Raw genomic sequence first — 18,241 nt, 5'->3', positions numbered from 1 at the left:
AAAAAATGAATAAGAACTATACCGGATATACAGCAGAACAATTGTTGAATGATGACTTCTTCATCCATTCCGAATTGCATCCAACGGAAGAAACACGTTTTTTTTGGTTGGATTTGGAACGGACAGATTTGTCGTTGGCAAAAGAAATACGGATGGCTCGTATGCTCATGAACCGTTTCCGGCAAGATGTAAGTCGTCCACTTCTTCCGGCATCGGAAGTATCGGACCTTTGGAATAAGATTCAACGGGAAAATCAGCAAAAGAAACGATTCCAGTTATTCTGGTATGGTGTGGCGGCAGCTGTTGCGGCTATTCTCGTTCTAGCCTTGACAATACCTTATTTATTACCGGAAAAAGAAATTGATTATCAAACGATCATTGCAGATCTACCGGCGGAAAAGGAACAGGATGAAGTTCAGTTAGTCTTCTCGAATGAGGAGAAAGTATTGATATCCGAAGCGGAAAGTCAAATTTCTTATGATGAAAAAGGTGAAGTACGCGTCAATTCAGAAAGTATACGGAAGCAATCCGTCCAGCATAAGAACGAAGATGAAGTCCAATTGAATAAGTTGATTGTTCCGGCAGGAAAACGTTCTTTTTTAACCTTATCAGATGGAACAAAGCTTTGGGTTAATTCATCGACTAAAGTTGTATATCCACATTTATTTAAAGGAGATAAAAGAGAAATCTATGTGGATGGCGAAGTTTATTTGGAGGTAACACGGAATCCTGACAAACCATTTTATGTAAAGACAGGACAAATGTCAGTTCGAGTATTAGGAACCAGTTTCAATGTTTGTGCTTATCCTGAAGACAATCAGCAACAGGTTGTCTTGGTAAATGGAAAGGTGGAAGTACAGTCGCAGGCACATACGGCAGAAGTATTGGCTCCAAACGAATTATATGAATATGATAAACAAACGGAAGAAACTTCCATAAAAGAGGTGGATGCCACAGATTATATCTCTTGGAAAAACGGGTATTATCAATTTGCTGGTCAACAATTATCTGTTCTTTTCAAGCGTTTGTCTCGCTATTATGCAGTATCCATTGTGTGTGATGAAAAAGTAGGAGCTTTAAACTGCAGTGGTAAATTGGATTTGACAGAACAAGTAGACGATGTTTTGGAGAATTTATCCAAAGCGGCTCCAATTAAAGTAGAACATGATCATGAACAAATAATTATTAAGTATGAACCTTTAAATTGAAATGCTTATGAAATAAGAACAATCTAATACCAAAAAAGTAGGCCGAACAATACCCCCATATTGATCGGCCCGAAGAAACATTTACGCTAATAAAAGTATTAACTGTAAAATCAATACAAAGATATGAATATCTATTTAAAACCAAAAATATTTAGAGCATTGAAGCTAAGTACATTATGTCTAATACTTGGAGTGGAGGCAGGTTTTGCAACAGAAAGTTATTCACAAAAAACGACCTTCACGATCTCCGTTCAAGATCAATCCGTCAAGGAAGTATTTGATTATATCGAACAACATAGCGAATTTATCATTTTCTATTTAGATGAAACGATTGATGTAAATAGAAAAGTATCTGTTAATCTGAAAGATCAACGGGTGGAAAGTATCTTGGAACAGTTATTCAAGAATACAGATGTTATGTATACCATCAATGATCGGCAGATACTTCTTTCAAAGCGGAAGGAAATGACAGAAGTCGCTCCCGTTGTAGCTGTTGTACAACAGAAAAAGAATACGGTTACAGGTGTTGTGTTGGATCCGACCGGAATGCCCGTGATTGGAGCAAATATCATGGTAAAGGGCACAACGAGTGGAACCATTACAGATATGGACGGTAAGTTCTCTTTGGATGTGGATAAAGATGCAACATTGGTTATTTCTTATATCGGGTTTGCAAGTCAAGAGATAAAAGTTGGTAATCAGACAAAGTTATCAATATCGTTGAAAGAAGACTCGGAAGCATTAGATGAGTTGGTAGTTGTTGGGTATGGAACACAGAAAAAAGCAAGTGTTGTTGGTTCTGTCCAGACTGTAAAACCTAAGGAATTAAAGGTCCCTTCTTCCTCTTTGAGCAATTCTTTTGCAGGACGTATCGCTGGTGTTGTGGCAGTTCAACGAAGTGGAGAACCTGGTGCTGATGGAGCTAATTTCTGGATACGAGGCGTTTCTACATTTGCAGGTCCTACTTCTCCATTGATTTTTATTGATGGTGTAGAAGCATCTACAGGAGATTTGAATGCTCTTTCTCCTGAAGTAATTGAGAATTTTTCTGTTTTAAAAGATGCAACAGCGACTGCTCTTTATGGAGCTCGAGGGGCAAATGGTGTTATGCTGGTGACAACCCGTAATGGACGAGAAAATGAACGTGCTACGATTAATGTAAGAGTTCAGAATTCGTTTACGGCACCAACACAAGTTGTAGAATTAGCGGATGGAGTCGACTATATGAATGCTTATAATTTTGCATTGTTAACACGTACCCCAGATGCCACGCCTCGTTTTAGTCAGGAAAAAATAGAAGGAACGAAGAAGGGTTTAAATCCATATGTATTTCCTAATGTGGATTGGTATGACTACCTATTTCGTGATTTTACAACAACACAAAGTGCAAATCTGAATGTAAGTGGAGGAATGAAAAAAGTCACTTATTTTTTAAGTGCTAGTCTGAATAATGATAATGGTATGTTGAAAAGTGATCCGTTGAATAAATTTGATAATAATATTAATCAATTCAGAGTCTCTTTTCAAGGTAATATTGGCGCACAATTAACGAATACAACGAAGGTGACTTTACGTATTAATTCTCAGATCCTAAATTATGCTGGAACATCGATAGGAACTTCAGAACTCTATAATTCTATATTTTGGGCTCCTCCGACTTTATTTATGCCATTTATTCCTGCCAGAAATGGAGAAGATCATACGTTATTTGGGAATGTGGAAGGTGGTCCAATGAGTATTGGTGGTGTAAATGGATATAATAATCCGTATGCTAGAATGGTTTCTGGTTATTCAGATAGAGATGAGTCAACTGTGATTACAAGTTTTGATATTGATCAAGATCTAAAATTTATAACCCCTGGTCTTAGAATAAAAGGGCAGATTTCATATAAAAATTGGTCAACAACAAATGTAGTACGGAGTTTTACTCCTTATTATTATACAGTTGATAGTTATGAACAGAATGAAAATGGAGATTATGATTATACGTATCGTGCTTTAACTAAAGGGCAGACAGCATTAAGTACTAGTACTAGTAATGGTGGAGATCGTTATTTAAATATTCAAGCATCACTAGATTATGCTCGGACATTTAATGAAGTACATGACGTTGGTGCTATGATTGTGTACTTGCAAAGGGAGTATAATGTTAATAATCCAGGCGATTATTATGCAACACTTTCTACAAGAAATCAAGGATTTGCGGGTCGAGTTACTTATGGATATGATAATCGCTATTTGGTAGAAGCTAATTTTGGTTATAATGGAAGTGAGAATTTTCAAGATGGTCATCGATTTGGATTTTTCCCATCTGTAGCTTTAGGTTATAATATTTCTAACGAAAAATTCTTTAAACCATTAACTGATGTTGTTACAAATTTAAAAATTCGAGGATCTTTGGGATTAGTTGGTAATTCTTTTACAGATCCACGTTTTCCATATCTAACTTTTGTGAATTTATCTGGAAAAGGATATACTTTTGGAAGTAATTGGCAGACATCTATGAGTGGTGCCTTAATAACGAAATATGGAGCAGATGGAGCAAAGTGGGAAAAAGGAGTTAAGACCAATGTCGGTTTTGATTTGAATTTATTTAATTCTTTGAATATTACAGCTGATTATTTCCAAGAAAAACGTAGTGATATTTTTATGCAACGTAGGATGATTCCTGCTGAAACAGGAATAACAGGAGGATTAAGTCCGTATGCTAATTTAGGTAAAGTAAAAAATCGAGGTGTCGATTTTTCAATTGATTATAGTAAATCTATTAATAAAGATTTAACAGTTAGTGCAAAAGCAAATTTTACTTATGCAGCAAATAAATTGCTAGAAAGAGATGAACCGATATATCCAGAGAATGAGAAATATCGAACAGAAATAGGTAAACCTTTAAATTGTTATACGGGTTTGGTCGCTATTGGATATTTTAAAGATGAAGAAGATATAGCTAATAGCCCAGAACAGACTTTTTCCTCATATTCAGTGGGAGATATTAAGTATGCAGATTTGAATGGAGATAATAAGATAGATGGAAATGATAGGAAAATTATAGGCAAACCAACTGTTCCTGAAATAGTGTATGGTTTTGGAGGATCAATTCAATATAAAAATTGGGATTTTTCTGTATTTTTCCAAGGGGTTGCTAATACAAGTATTATGATGGAAAATATTCATCCGTTTGACTCCAATCAATCTACTTTATTCCAATTTATAGCAGATGATTATTGGACTCCGGAAAATCCTAATGCAAGTTATCCTAGGATGATGGTAAATACTAGTACTCATAATAATTATCAGACATCTACTTTTTGGTTAAAGAATGGTGCTTTTTTACGTTTAAAGAGTGCAGAAATAGGTTATTCATATAAGTGGATGCGTTTATTTATTTCAGGGGAAAATTTATTGACATTTTCACCATTTAATTACTGGGATCCGGAGTTAGGTAGCGGAAATGGTATGAAATATCCGAATTTGAGAGTAGGTACAATTGGTTTACAAATGAATTTTTAATAGTTTATTAATCGTACATCATGAAAAAAATAATATTAAATATAGTAACATGTTTTGTGTTGTTATTAGGATCTGCAAGTTGTAGTTATTTGGATATTGTTCCAGATGATACGGCAACATTAGATGATGCATTTAAAAATGAGAATACTGCAGAAGCTTTTGTGTATAGTTGCTATGGGTATATTCCTAATTTTTTGGATTATAAGAATAGTAATTATTCATGGTTAACTTCGGATGAATTTGTTGGATCTTATCATTTTGCTCTTACTTATTGGCCTAACTTGAGAATGCAACAAGGGTTGTATAGTACAACAGATCCTGTAATAGATTATTGGCGTAATTTATATCAAGGTATACGGCAGTGTTATACATTTCTAAATCGTATAGATAATGTTGTTCCTGTTAGTATGCCTCAAGGGCAGTTTGATGAACGGAAAAGAATATGGAAAGCTGAGGTGAGATTTCTAATTGCATATTTCCATTATCTTATCTTGCAAAATTATGGACCAGTCTGTTTGGTTAAAGAAGAAATTCCTTTAAATGGAAGTGGCGATGATTTTTATTTGAAGCGTAGTCCATATGATGCTTGTGTGGAACAAATTGCAACATGGTTTGATGAAGCCATGCAAGACCTTCCTACCACAGTATCTTCAGCTGATTATGGTCGAGCTACTAAAATAGCTGCCCAGGCTTTAAAATCGCGTATGTATTTATTTGCAGCAAGTCCATTATTTAATGGGAATAGTGAATTTTATGCGGACTTTAAGAATAAGGATGGAGAGCCTTTGATTAGTCAGTCGTTCGATAAAGAAAAATGGAAAAAAGCTATGGAGGAAACCCAAAAAGCAATAGATATGGCTGAGGGAGAAGGATATGGTCTTTATCAATATAAAAGTGAAAGATCTTTAAGTGATTTTGATCAGGCAGTAGCCAATACTCGTTATACCATGTTGGATAAGTGGAATAAAGAATTGTTATGGGGATATAGTGGCACAAAAGAGGGTATTGCTGATATATATTATCAGACGGTTACTACTCAAAATGGATTTCGAGATGGAGCAATGCCTCCATATGGAGGGTATGGTCCAACATTGCGAGCTGTAGAAATGTTTTATTCAAAAAAAGGTATACCAGCGGAAGATGATCCTGATTTTGATTGGGAAAATCGCTTTAAAATAGCAGATGGAGATTCTACGATTCAGTTGCATAGAAATAGAGAACCACGTTTTTATGCTTGTATAGGTTTTGATAGAGGTCAGTATGAAATTAATAGTGATACAGTAACTTTGTATATGAAGTATGGAGAGAAAAATGGTTGTAAAAATTTAAATTCAGATCATTTGTATTCTGGTTATGCAGTGAAAAAAGGTATACATCCAGATAATAAAGCAACTAATACAACCTTTAGTATAGAAACTTATCCTTATCCGATTATTCGTTTGGCAGAATTATATTTAAATTATGTGGAAAGTTATGCTGAATATACAGGAAAGTTAGATGGAAAAGCTTTAGATTATTTTAATGCAATTAGAAAGAAAGCAGGAATTCCAGATTTTAATACAGCTTTTGGAAATGCCACAGGTGAAAAGTTGATTGAAATTATTCATCGAGAAAGGATGATTGAATTTATTTTTGAGGGACATTGGTTGTATGATTTGAAGCGTTGGAAAAAAGCAGAAGATTTTTTTAGACCTGATGCAGATGGGATGAGAGGACTTAATTCTGTGGGGGCAACAAATGAAGAATTTTATAAAGATATCCATTTAGTTGGTCGTCCATTTGTATTTAGTAGAAAGCAATATTTGCATCCGATTAATAATGTAGATGTTACAGTGAATCACAATTTAGTACAAAATCCTGGGTGGTGAATTAAAATATGGATATTGGGTTTTTTTATGACTGTCTCGTCTAGTCTTATAGAATGGATAGTGTAACTTAGAATACCTTGTTCTAGCTTGCTAGAATGAGGTATTCTAGTTTATTGGGGGAAACATTTATTTTCTTATCTTATTTTAATGGTTAAAAGTTGTATATATCTTAATTTATATCGAATATTTCCTATATTTGCGGATAATAAACCATGTATTCATATTTGAAACTAGTATCATGAATGGTGAGAATAACTCTGCAGCTGAATTCAACTATGCAATTCCGATGTTGAAAAAAGGTTTTGATATGTTGGAGATAATGACTCATTATCCGGAAGGAATTACTATGCTTGAGATTACGCAAGCTATGGGTTTGTCGAAGACAACCGTGTATCGTTTGTTAGGTTCTTTACAACAGATGGGATATGTGAGTAAGAATGAAACAAATGCGAGGTATCATCTAACGAAGAAGTTGTTATGCTTGGGATTGAAGGCTTTGGGTGAAGCCAATCTGGTGGAACTGTCACTTCCTGTCATGCAGGCTTTACGGGATGAAATTAAAGAAAGCGTTATGTTAGGTATTTTGATGAATAACCGGGTTGTCCTATTAGAACAGGTGATCGGTTCTCATAATTTTACTTTCTTACTTCGTTCGGGAAATAGTTTCAACCTGCATTCTTCGGCACCGGGTAAAATATTCTTGGCTTATACAAAGAACAAGATATTACAAGAACAATTACTTGATTCGATCGATTTTCAAGTGTATAATGAACGGACGATTGCTTCAAAGGAAGCAATGTTGCGGGAAATAGAAGAAGTGCGGTCTTTGGGTTATGCTTTGGATCAGGAAGAAGAGATGGCTGGTGTACATTGCGTAGCGACGCCAATCTTTAATCAGTTTGGTATGTTGATTGCTGCATTATGGACATCTGGCCCTTCAGGGCGTTTACGGAAAGAAGATTTTCCGGAAGTGGCTAGAAAATTGCAGGAAGCATCTGATTTGATCTCTTTGAAATTGGGATATGCCGAATAAATGTAGAATAAGAATAAATGTATGTCAAGATGAAAAACTTTGAGTATTATAATCCGGTACGTGTGATATTTGGAGCCGGAGAAGTCAGCCGTTGTGGTGAAGAAGCCAAAAAATTAGGAACTAAGGTTTGTTTGGTCTCTTATAAGGAATTGTCATTTCTAAAGCCTTTGTTGGAACGGATAGAAGAATTATTGACGAAAGAAGGATTGTCGGTTTATCCTTTTTATGAGATAGAAGAAAATCCGGAAATTACGGTGGTTGCTGCCGGTGTGGACTTATGTCGTAAACAAGGGATCGATTTGGTGATTGGCGTAGGTGGTGGAAGTGCCATGGATGCAGCGAAAGCAATTGCTGCCGGAGTCTATTATAAGGGTGATTTATGGCAGATGGTGTATAGTCGGCATAGTGTCGTATCCGCAATTCCACCGGAGAAATCGTTGCCAACCATGATGATTCCTACTTTGCCGGCTACTGGTAGTGAGATGAATTTATGCGCGGTAGTAAGTAATCGGGCATTACAGGAGAAATCGTATATTTGGGCTCCTTGTCTTTATCCGAAGACTTCCATTATTGATCCGGAATTGACAGTTTCGTTACCTCCGTTCCAGACAGCGTGTGCGGCAGCCGATACAATTTCACATGTGTTGGAAATTTATCTGAATGGAGAAGATGACAGTGATTTGCAGCATTATTTCCAGGAAGGAGTAATGCGGACGGTTATGGATAATATAGATAAGGTATTAGCCGATCCGAAGAATATATCAGCTCGTTCTCATTTGCAGTGGGCTGCTACTTGTGCAATCAATGGCTGGGCTTCTCCGGGAGATGCCTGGACTCCGATTCATCAGGTCGGCCATGTTTTGACCGCTTTGTATAAGGTTCCTCATGGAGCCTCTTTGGCGATATTGATGCCCGCTTGGATGGAAGTAATGTATCCTCGGAAGAAAGATATTTATTTCCGTTTTGCCACGCATGTGATGGGAATCTGCCCGGATGGAAAAAGTCAGGAAGAAGTGATTCGTGAAAGTATAACAAGTTTCAAGGCGTTCTTGAAGCGGATTGGTACGCCATTGTCATTGACAGATATGCAGGTGAAGAATCCGGATATACCCTTGATCGTACAGCAAGTGGTGAAGATAAGCTTTGGTAGTGACGGCTATTTGGCTTGTAATCCTCCGGTTTCACAAGAAGATATTATCGAAGTATTGAATAAAGTATTATAGGAGAACTACCATGAAACATTCGTTATTCTTATCGTGTTGTTTGGCGGTATGTGCGTCGGGCGTTTTTCCCGTTATGGCACAGACTTTTTCCAATGGATTGCCGGCCAAGCAGATTGTCCTTTCACAAAAGGCACGTGAAGCCTTGAAGGGAAAACAAATCCTGTATATCGAACGTGAGCAGTATGCTCCTGATCATCACAATACGGCAACTTTATTTCAGCCGGGTGAGATTAATGAGGCGAGTTTTGCTCCAGGTGGAGCGATGCGTGTATATGATGTGGATTCGGGTAAAATCCGAACATTGATAGAAACAACTGAAGGCGTTGTGCGTGATCCGGAAATCTCGTTCGACGGACAGAAGGTTTTATTTTCAATGCGTCAGCATCCAAAGGATTCTTATCATTTGTATGAAATGAACATAGATGGTTCGGGTTTGCGGCAATTGACGTTTGCGGAAGGGGTGTCGGATATTGATCCGATTTATTTACCGGATGGGAATATTATCTTTACTTCTACCCGTCAGCCTAAATACTGTATGTGTAACCGTCATATCATGGGAAATCTATTCCGGATGGAAGCGGATGGAGCGAATATTACACAGATAGGTGTGAGTACCTTGTTTGAAGGTCATGCCTCGTTGTTGAGTGATGGTCGTGTCTTATACGATCGTTGGGAATATGTGGACCGTAACTTCGGCGATGCGCAAGGATTATGGGTCGTGAATCCGGATGGAACGAAGCATGCTATCTATTATGGAAACAATACTGCTTCACCGGGTGGTGTGATTGATGGGCGACAGATCCCGAATTCAGACTTGGTTGTATGTACATTCACTTCTTGTCACGAACGGCCTTGGGGTGCGATGGCCATTATTGATCGGCGAAAAGGAGTGGATAATGAAGCAGCTTTGGTGGATATTTGGCCAAAGGAATCAGCGAAGTGGGTAGGAAACGGAAACTTGGATTCTTTCAAAGGAGTGGGTACCTTCTATGAAGATCCTTTCCCGTTGGATGAAAATAACTTCTTGGTATCTCGAACAATTTGGGTGAAACCGGGCGGATGGAACATTACAGATGCTAAATCGGGAATTTATTATGTGAATCGTGACGGAACGGAAGAGCTGCTGTTGGAAGGAAACCAGAGTTTATTTGATCCGATGTTGGTAGAGGCGCGCCAGAAACCGGTTTCAATTCCAATGATGCGTAACTTCACCGCTGAAGAAGGTCAGTTTTACGTGGAGAATGTATATGAGGGAACGCACATGGCGGGAGTGAAGCCTGGTAGTGTGAAATATTTGCGTGTGGTTGAATCTCCGGAGAAAAGGACATGGACAGTACGCGGTTGGTTTGGCGAAGGCGAACAAGCTCCGGGTATGAATTGGCATAGCTTCGAGAATAAGCAAATCTTAGGAGAAGTACCGGTAGAAGAAGATGGTTCTGCCAGTTTTATGGTTCCGGCGGGTAAGCATGTTTATTTCCAATTACTCGATAAGGATAAGAAAATGATCCAGTCTATGCGTAGCGGTGTTTCTTTGATGCCGGGCGAGGTAAATGGTTGTATTGGTTGTCATGAAGACCGTTTGGCAACGGTCCCTATGGGCGGCCAGCGTCCGATAGCTCTGAATCGTAAACCCAACAAGTTACAGCCTTGGATGGGTGAGGAACCACATAAATTCTCCTTTATGGAAGAAGTACAGCCGATTCTCGACAAACATTGCATGAAGTGCCACGATTTCGATCGTAATAATCGGAAGAAGTTGGTTTTGGCGCGTGATAAGAATCCGTTCTTCAACGCTGCGTATATTAATTTGTACGTATCGAAAGCTGTTCATTTGGTTGGTGGCGGACCTGCTGCAATTCAGCAAGCCTATTCTTGGGGAAGCCATGCCAGTAAGTTGACCGAAATTATCGATGGAGATCACGGAAGTATTCGTCTATCACAGAAAGAAAAGGAAATTCTTTATACGTGGATGGATTTGAACGGAGTATATTATCCGGTATATGAATCATCATTCAGTGATCATTGGGCAGGACGTTGTCCGTTGACAGATGAGGAAGTGAAACAACTTTCTGAATTGACAGGCCTTGATTTCGGTCGGCTGAATAGTTGGACACGTACTCAACCGGCTCAGATCTCATTCGACCGTCCGGAGGAAAGTCCTTGTCTGGATGTAATCAGGAATGATAAGGAAAAATATAAGAAAGCAGTATCTATCTTGAAAGAAGGACGCAAGCGTTTAAAGGAAACGCCGCGCGGTGATATTGAGAAAGATCTAATCCCTTGTGAGAAACATCAGGGGCAATTACGTAAGTATGCTGTTCGCTTGGAGGAAAATTTGAAGAGCAATTGTAGTATTGCTGAAGGTGATAAGTATTATGATCCGAAATAAGTGAATTGATTTAAGTATCATATTAAGAGAATGAAAGTAACCCAATTATTAGGAAGTTTGGCGGCCTTGCTCTTATGTCTCGCTTGTGGAGACAATAGGATAGAGGAAGGCTCCATTAAACGATCGGGGCAGGCCGATGTGGTTTCGCTTGACGATGACTGGCGTTTCATCCGGTATGGCTTGCAGGCAGATGGAACGCGTGTAGATGAACCTGCCGGGATGTTTGAGCCTGCAACGGATGATTCGGACTGGGAAACCTTGGATGTCCCTCATGATTTTGCTATTAAAGGACCGTTCCGGATGGATTTGGCGGGAAATACGGGCCGTCTTCCGTTTCAGGGAATCGGTTGGTATCGGAAAACCTTTACAGTAGATGAGGCCGATCAAGGAAAACGTTTTTATGTGGATTTCGATGGAGTGATGGCAAATACCCAGGTTTGGCTGAATGGAGAGTATGTAGGAACATGGCCGTATGGTTATAACTCGTTCCGTTTGGATTTAACTCCGTTTATCCAAGTGGGGAAAGAAAACCTGTTGGCAGTGCGGACAGATACGGAGAAGTGGGATTCGCGTTGGTATCCGGGAGCTGGTATTTATCGTCATGTCTGGTTGGTGAAGACAGGGCAAGTGCATGTCCGTCATTGGGGAACCAAGATAGAGGCTACGAACCTGACGGACAGAACGGCTGATCTACATTTGACGGTGGAAGTGGAAAATCATATGAATGAGGATGCGAAAGCTGTAGTAAAGACTTCTGTTTATGAACTGGACTCGTTGGATTGTCTGGGTAAGCGAGTTCTTCGCTTCGACGACCAGACTTTACCTTTGAAGGCGATGTCGGCAGGAAAGATTAATCTGCAAAAACGAATGGACGATTGTAAGCGTTGGGACATCGAATCACCTAATCGTTATATGGCTTGTGTGACCGTACAAGTTGATGGACAGGAAACAGACCGTTACTATACTCCGTTTGGCGTACGTGAAATTAGCGTTTCGCGCGAAGGCTTTTTCTTGAATGGTCGCCGGGTAGAGATCAAAGGTGTTTGTAACCATCACGACTTGGGTGCATTGGGAGCAGCTTTCAACCGGAGTGCGTTGGAACGCCAATTTCGTATTATGCGGGAGATGGGCTGTAACTCAATCCGTACGTCGCATAATCCTCCTGCTCCGGAATTATTGGATTTGGCAGACAAAACCGGTATGTTGATTATGGATGAGGCCTTCGATGCTTGGGCTCATGGTAAACGGGAATGGGACTATAATAAATTGTATGAAGAATGGCACGAGAAAGACTTGGAAGCCTTGGTACGTCGTGACTGGAACCATCCTTCCGTTGTTTTCTGGTCGATTGGAAATGAAGTATTGGAACAGCAGAATGTGGAAATGACACGCCACTTGGTCGAAATCGTCAAGGAATTAGACAAGACTCGTCCGGTAACAAATGGATATAATGATCCGAATGGAGGACGGGCTTCAGGAGCCAGTATGGCATTAGACGTGATGGGTGTCAATTACTTCTTCTACGAACAGGCTAAATGGGATCAGGATGAACGTTATAAGAACATGCCGACGATCGGTACGGAAACATCTTCTTGTTTGAGTACACGTGGAGTCTATTTCCAAGGAGATACGATCCGTAAGGATTTCCAGATTACTTCTTATGATGTAGATGCTCCAGGTTGGGGTTGTAATCCGGATACTCAATTTGCTACCAATTACCGTTATCCGCATTTATTGGGCGAATACGTTTGGACAGGTTTTGATTATCTGGGCGAGCCGACTCCGTTTAATTCAGACAATACCAACCTGCTGAACTTCCGGACTGATCCGTCGAAACGAGCCGAACTGGAAAAACAGTTGGCAGAATTGGCTCGTACGCAACCGCCTTCGCGGAGTAGTTATTTCGGTATAGTCGATTTAGCCGGATTCCCGAAAGACCGTTATTATCTGTACCAGTCGCATTGGCGTCCGGATTTCCCGATGGCACATATTCTGCCGCATTGGAACTGGGCTGGTCGTGAAGGACAGATTATTCCAGTACATGTTTATACCTCCGGAACGGAAGCCGAATTGTTTGTCAACGGCAAGAGTTATGGACGTAAAGCGAAAGAAGAAGGCAAGGATTTCCGATTGGTATGGGACAGTGTTGTATATCAGCCGGGAAGTGTAAAAGTTATTGCTTATAAAGATGGAAAAGAATGGGCGAAAGATGAAATCCAGACAACCGGAGAGGCTAAGAAGATTCAATTGTCGGTAGATCATGCTTCGATAATAGGTAGTGAAGACGAATTGGCATTCGTAACTGCAACGATCGTGGATGCATCCGGGCGAAAAGTTCCGATTGCCTGCTTACCGTTGAAAGTAGAAGTAACAGGTTGTGGTGAATTGGTAGCTACGGATAATGGTGATCCGACATCATTCACTCCGTTCCAAAGTGCAGAACGGGAGTCGTTCAACGGACTGGCATTGGCAATAGTTCGAGGAAAGAAAGGAGCTACAGGAAAGATCCAGGTACAAGTAAGCGGAGCCGGATTGGAATCTGCTTCGATAGAAATTGAAGTGAAATAAAAGAAAGGAGAAATAAGTATGACGATAAAAGAAATTGCTTCCATGATTGATATTAGTGCCGTTCGGGCGGAATCAACCTGGGATGAAATAGAAGACATATTACAGGCAACACGGAAATATCCTTTTATCTGTATCTTTTCCATGCCGAGTATGCTGGATCGGATTTTCCCTTATCGGAAAGAAATTCCGAATTTGAGAATTGGTGGAATTGTTGGTTTCCCTTCTGGTGGAGAAACTTTGGAAACAAAATTATTTGAGGCTAAGCAGTTAAAAGAAAAGGGATGCGATGAAATAGACATGGTATTGAATATCGGTAAACTCAAATCAGGCTTTCTAGAAGAAGTAAAAGCTGAAATTGAGCAGATAAAAGCTGTTGTAAGTCCGTTACCTTTGAAGGTCATTATGGAAGTAGTCTTGTTGACAGATGAGGAAATTGCTACGGCAGCACGGATCATTCGGGATGCCGGTGCTTCGTTTGCCAAGACCGGAACCGGTTGGGCAGGAGCGACTACCGAACACCATATTGAAGTTATTAAGGCTGCGGTTGGTGATACGATACCGTTGAAGGTTGCTGGAGGTGTTCGTTCACTGGATACATTACTGAAGATGCGAGATATGGGTGTTTCCCGTTTTGGTATTGGATATAAATCTGCGCTTCATATTATGCAAGAAGCCGAAGAACGTGGATGGGTATGAAAGAACCGAAAGTGATTGCATATGATTTGGGAACGGGAGGTATCAAAGCCTCCCTGTTTTCTGTTTCCGGGAATATTTTGTCTTCTGTATTCATCCCTTATTCCACTTGTTTCCCGCAAAAAGACTGGCAGGAGCAAGCACCGGAAGACTGGTGGGATGCGGTGGTATGTTCCACTCGTCAATTGTTGAAACAATCCTCAATTCCATCGGAAGAAATTGTTTCTTTAGCAATCTCCGGTCACAGCTTAGGGGTAGTTCCAATAGGGAAAGACGGACGATTACTCCGGAAAACAACTCCCATCTGGTCAGATCAGCGAGCTACACAGGAAGCAGAAGATTTTTTTACCCGGATTGATTATCAGACTTGGTATGAACATACCGGTAATGGTTTCCCTCCAGCCTGCTATTCTGTCTTTAAGATCATGTGGTATCGGAATCATGAACCGGAAATGTTTGCGAAGATTCATCAGGTAATCGGAACGAAAGATTATTGTAATTATCGGTTTACGGGCCGACTCTGTACAGATGCTTCTTATGCATCCGGAAGCGGTGTCTTTAATTTGCATACCTGGCAATATGACGCAGATTATATACAGGCGGCAGGGTTGGATGCTTCACTCTTCCCTGAAATCTTACCTGCGGATGCGGTAATTGGAACTTTGACAGAAGAAGCTGCTCGTGAAACGGGTTTAAATCCGGCTACGCAAGTTATGGCTGGAGGAGTGGATAATTCTTGTATGGCATTAGGTGCCGGTGGTATTAGGTCTGGTGAGGTTTATACGTCATTAGGTAGTTCGGCATGGATTGCTTTGATTGGCGATAAGCCAATTTTGGATTTCCAGCGTAAACCGTATGTTTTTGCCCATCTTATCCCTGGGTTATATACGTCGGCTACATGTATTTTCTCGGCGGGAAACAGCTATCGTTGGGTACGGGATACATTGTGTATGGATTTATTGCAACACGAGAAAGAGACTGGGGTGAATGCTTATGTGCAAATGGATAAACTGGCAGCCACTTCTGTTCCGGGTTCGAATGGTGTTTGTTTTAATCCGAGTTTGGCTGGTGGTTCGATGTTGGAACCGTCTCCTTTTATTTGTGGAGCTTTTGCCGGTTTGCAGTTAGGGCATACAAGGGCGGATTTGATCCGAGCTGCCATGGAAGGTATCGCTTTGAATTTACGGGTTGCTTTGGATTTACTACAATCCTATTCTCCGGTTACACGAGATATGTTGATTGTTGGTGGTGGTGCCAAAAGTCCGTTTTGGATGCAATTGTTTGCAGATATATATCATTTACCTATTGTCAAGACTAATATTGATCAGGAAGCAGCTTCTTTAGGTGCGGCAGCATTGGCGTTGAAAGGAACCGGACTTTGGCTAGATTATCAACCTATATCTCAACTTCACCAAGTAGAAAGACGGTATCAGCCTCAAGAAGAAACGGCTTTGTTTTATCAGGAAAAGATATTACCTCGTTTCCGACAACTAACACAGTTATTAGGTGTGTTCTGACATTATATAGACTTGTGATATCAAATTAATATCTATATTTGTGCGATTTTCTTTTAATAGGTTTTTTGAAGAATGTGTAAAATAACTTTACGGGACAAATGGGGAAAGATGGAGACAATATATTGTTAGATTTGTTAAAAGAAAGTGATCAAAAAGCTTTCAAACGTTTATTCTATTCCTATGCAGAGCCGTTAAAGACTTTTATTCAGTATTTTATACATAATCCGGAAATTGCAGAGGAACTTGTTCTGGATATCTTTACTTCGTTGTGGGAAAATAGAAAACATCTGGATATCCAGACAAGTCTAAAAGCTTATTTATTTCAGGCTGCCAGAAATAAGGTAGCTTCTTATTTTCGCTCTAAAAAAGACCAGGCATATTTGGAAGAGATACCTGATTTTGATGCTGCTCAAGATGATGTCTTTTCTCTTCTTGAGGTACAGGAGTTATCTAATCTATTGGAAGAAGCTGTTTCTTTATTGCCAGAGCGTTGTCGTGAAATTTTTTCTAAAAGCAGATATGATTTGTTAAGCAATAAGGAGCTTGCCGAAAATATGAATATTTCAGAAAAGACTGTAGAGAACCAGATTACAATAGCATTGAAGAAAATCAGAAAGTTCTTGGATGAAAAGTATCTATAGGATAAAACTAGGTCTTTGGGGGATACGAAATATATAGGCGTCTTATATAGTAAGCATATAATTGAAGAACAAAATGTGGCGGAAGAGTCTCATATATTGGGGAATTATATTTGTACTGATAGGGATATTCTTGCAATATCAGTATGCCTATTTCTTTTTCTATCAAGAACAACAACAGCTGTTTTTGTTGACAGAGCAATATGCTAGGGATACGATCTTTGTTCCTGGAGGAACAGCTTCTTATATAGCTGGTTTTTTGCAACAATTCTATTTGTTAACAGGAGGTGGAGCATTCCTGACGTCTATGTTGTTAGTCGGAATTGGGTGGATTGGAGGTAATTTGTTATCTCATTTTTCCGGGAAACAGAAACTTTGGGTAAATTTCATTTCTTTATTACCTGTCACAGGGCTTTTGATATTACACACATCGTTGTCTTATCGTTTGGCGGGAACTATAGCTCTATTGATGTGTTTGATAGGTTGGCAAATCTATTTGAAATTTTTTTCTATACGATATCGCTGGTTATTGGGTGTTTCCCTTTTATCAATACTCTATTTGTTGGGAGGCTCTGTCTATTTTTTGTTTGTGTTAGGTTTAGTAGTCTTAGAGTGGGTTTTAAATACAAAGTCTCTAAAGTACTCTCTTCTGATCACGATTATATATCTGGTAAGTTGTTTGGGTTGGGTAATAATTTCTTTACTTATGCATTGGACTGGTGATGTTGAACAAATTGTTTTGCCAGATGCATATTATGAATTTTCAGAAGGAGTTAATTGGTTATATTATATATGGGGATTTTATCTTTTTTCCCTATTAGGAAGCTATTGGTTGCAGAAGAAGAATTTTCCCCTCAAATGGAGTATATTTCTTTCTGCTGTTTGGTTAGGCATGTGTTTTTATTTCGTTCCAAGAATGCAGAGTAAGATACAACTATACACTTATGAACGTGATTGGTATTTGCGAAATCATCAGTGGAAACAAATTATAAAGACATTTAGAAATGATCTGGCCTCAGTACAAACTTTGAATGTCTTAAATTTGGCTTTGGCCTGTCGAGGTGAATTAGGAGATAAGATGTTTTCTTATCCGCAAGATGGGGTTAAAACATTATTGGCTACATGGGATAATTCTTTAATGTCGGCTTTAATTTGTTCTGATATTTGTTATCAGGTTGGGGATATTGCTTCGGCTCAAAAATTTGCTTTTGAAGGTTTTGTGACAAGTACAAACGGAAATGTTAGATTACTTCAGAGGTTGGTGGAAACGAATATTATATGTGGCAATTATCTGGTAGCAGAGAAGTATATAGCTTTGTTGGAGAAAACACTTTTTTATAAGACTTGGGCTTCTGAGCAAAGGTTGTATTTGACAGATGTAGCTGTTGAAAGTAACTCAGAATATGCTTCGAAAAGATTGTCTTTGCAGGGACAAGGTGCTTATGCAGTCTCTTCTAATTTTGTGCAGACATTAAAGCAATTGACCTAAAATCCGCAACTATCATCCAATACACGATTAAGGGTAGATTTATGAGTCGTTAGTAGCAGCTTTCAGTAAAAAGCAACAGCACAACATCAATATGTAGCCACCATC

At 39.4% G+C, this 18,241-nt stretch carries 11 protein-coding genes; all 11 read left to right on the top strand.

The window, feature by feature from the left end:
• Positions 1-5: 5 nt before the first annotated feature.
• The 11 genes from MUN53_RS15050 to MUN53_RS15000 all read left to right on the top strand — a co-directional run bounded on the left by MUN53_RS15050 (position 6) and on the right by MUN53_RS15000 (position 18,136).
• Complete coding sequence (locus MUN53_RS15050) at positions 6-1,208, top strand: FecR family protein (protein WP_243326329.1); 1,203 nt, start codon at positions 6-8, stop codon at positions 1,206-1,208.
• 123 nt (positions 1,209-1,331) lie between these two features.
• The gene (locus tag MUN53_RS15045) at positions 1,332-4,718 is read left to right on the top strand and encodes a TonB-dependent receptor (RefSeq protein WP_243326328.1); all 3,387 of its coding nucleotides are present in this window, start codon (positions 1,332-1,334) and stop codon (positions 4,716-4,718) included.
• A gap of 20 nt (positions 4,719-4,738) precedes the next feature.
• Entirely contained in the window at positions 4,739-6,586 is a 1,848-nt protein-coding gene (locus MUN53_RS15040; protein ID WP_243326327.1) for a RagB/SusD family nutrient uptake outer membrane protein, read from the top strand.
• A gap of 238 nt (positions 6,587-6,824) precedes the next feature.
• Entirely contained in the window at positions 6,825-7,619 is a 795-nt protein-coding gene (locus MUN53_RS15035) for an IclR family transcriptional regulator (protein ID WP_243326326.1), read from the top strand.
• A 29-nt stretch (positions 7,620-7,648) separates the two neighbouring features.
• Positions 7,649-8,842, top strand: a complete 1,194-nt coding sequence (locus MUN53_RS15030) for an iron-containing alcohol dehydrogenase (protein WP_243326325.1) — start codon at positions 7,649-7,651, stop codon at positions 8,840-8,842.
• Between the two features lie 10 nt (positions 8,843-8,852).
• Complete coding sequence (locus MUN53_RS15025; protein ID WP_243326324.1) at positions 8,853-11,231, top strand: HzsA-related protein; 2,379 nt, start codon at positions 8,853-8,855, stop codon at positions 11,229-11,231.
• A 30-nt stretch (positions 11,232-11,261) separates the two neighbouring features.
• Positions 11,262-13,799: a beta-galactosidase GalB gene (galB, locus tag MUN53_RS15020; RefSeq protein WP_243326323.1), complete on the top strand. Its 2,538-nt coding sequence runs from the start codon at positions 11,262-11,264 to the stop codon at positions 13,797-13,799.
• A gap of 18 nt (positions 13,800-13,817) precedes the next feature.
• Positions 13,818-14,495, top strand: coding sequence for a deoxyribose-phosphate aldolase (gene deoC / locus MUN53_RS15015; RefSeq protein ID WP_243326322.1), 678 nt, complete (start codon positions 13,818-13,820; stop codon positions 14,493-14,495).
• Positions 14,492-16,009 carry a xylulokinase gene (locus MUN53_RS15010; protein ID WP_243326321.1) on the top strand — a complete coding sequence of 506 codons (1,518 nt, stop codon included), beginning with the start codon at positions 14,492-14,494 and terminating at the stop codon, positions 16,007-16,009. Before deoC ends, MUN53_RS15010 begins: the two co-directional genes overlap by 4 nt.
• A 98-nt stretch (positions 16,010-16,107) precedes the next feature.
• Positions 16,108-16,650 (top strand): RNA polymerase sigma-70 factor, encoded by a 543-nt coding sequence (locus MUN53_RS15005; protein WP_243326320.1) that lies wholly within the window; start codon positions 16,108-16,110, stop codon positions 16,648-16,650.
• A gap of 73 nt (positions 16,651-16,723) precedes the next feature.
• Complete coding sequence (locus tag MUN53_RS15000; RefSeq protein ID WP_243326319.1) at positions 16,724-18,136, top strand: DUF6057 family protein; 1,413 nt, start codon at positions 16,724-16,726, stop codon at positions 18,134-18,136.
• The last annotated feature ends 105 nt before the right edge of the window (positions 18,137-18,241 follow it).

Source organism: Parabacteroides faecalis, assembly GCF_022809355.1.
Classification (GTDB): domain Bacteria; phylum Bacteroidota; class Bacteroidia; order Bacteroidales; family Tannerellaceae; genus Parabacteroides; species Parabacteroides faecalis.
This window is presented reverse-complemented; position numbering and strand designations above follow the sequence as displayed.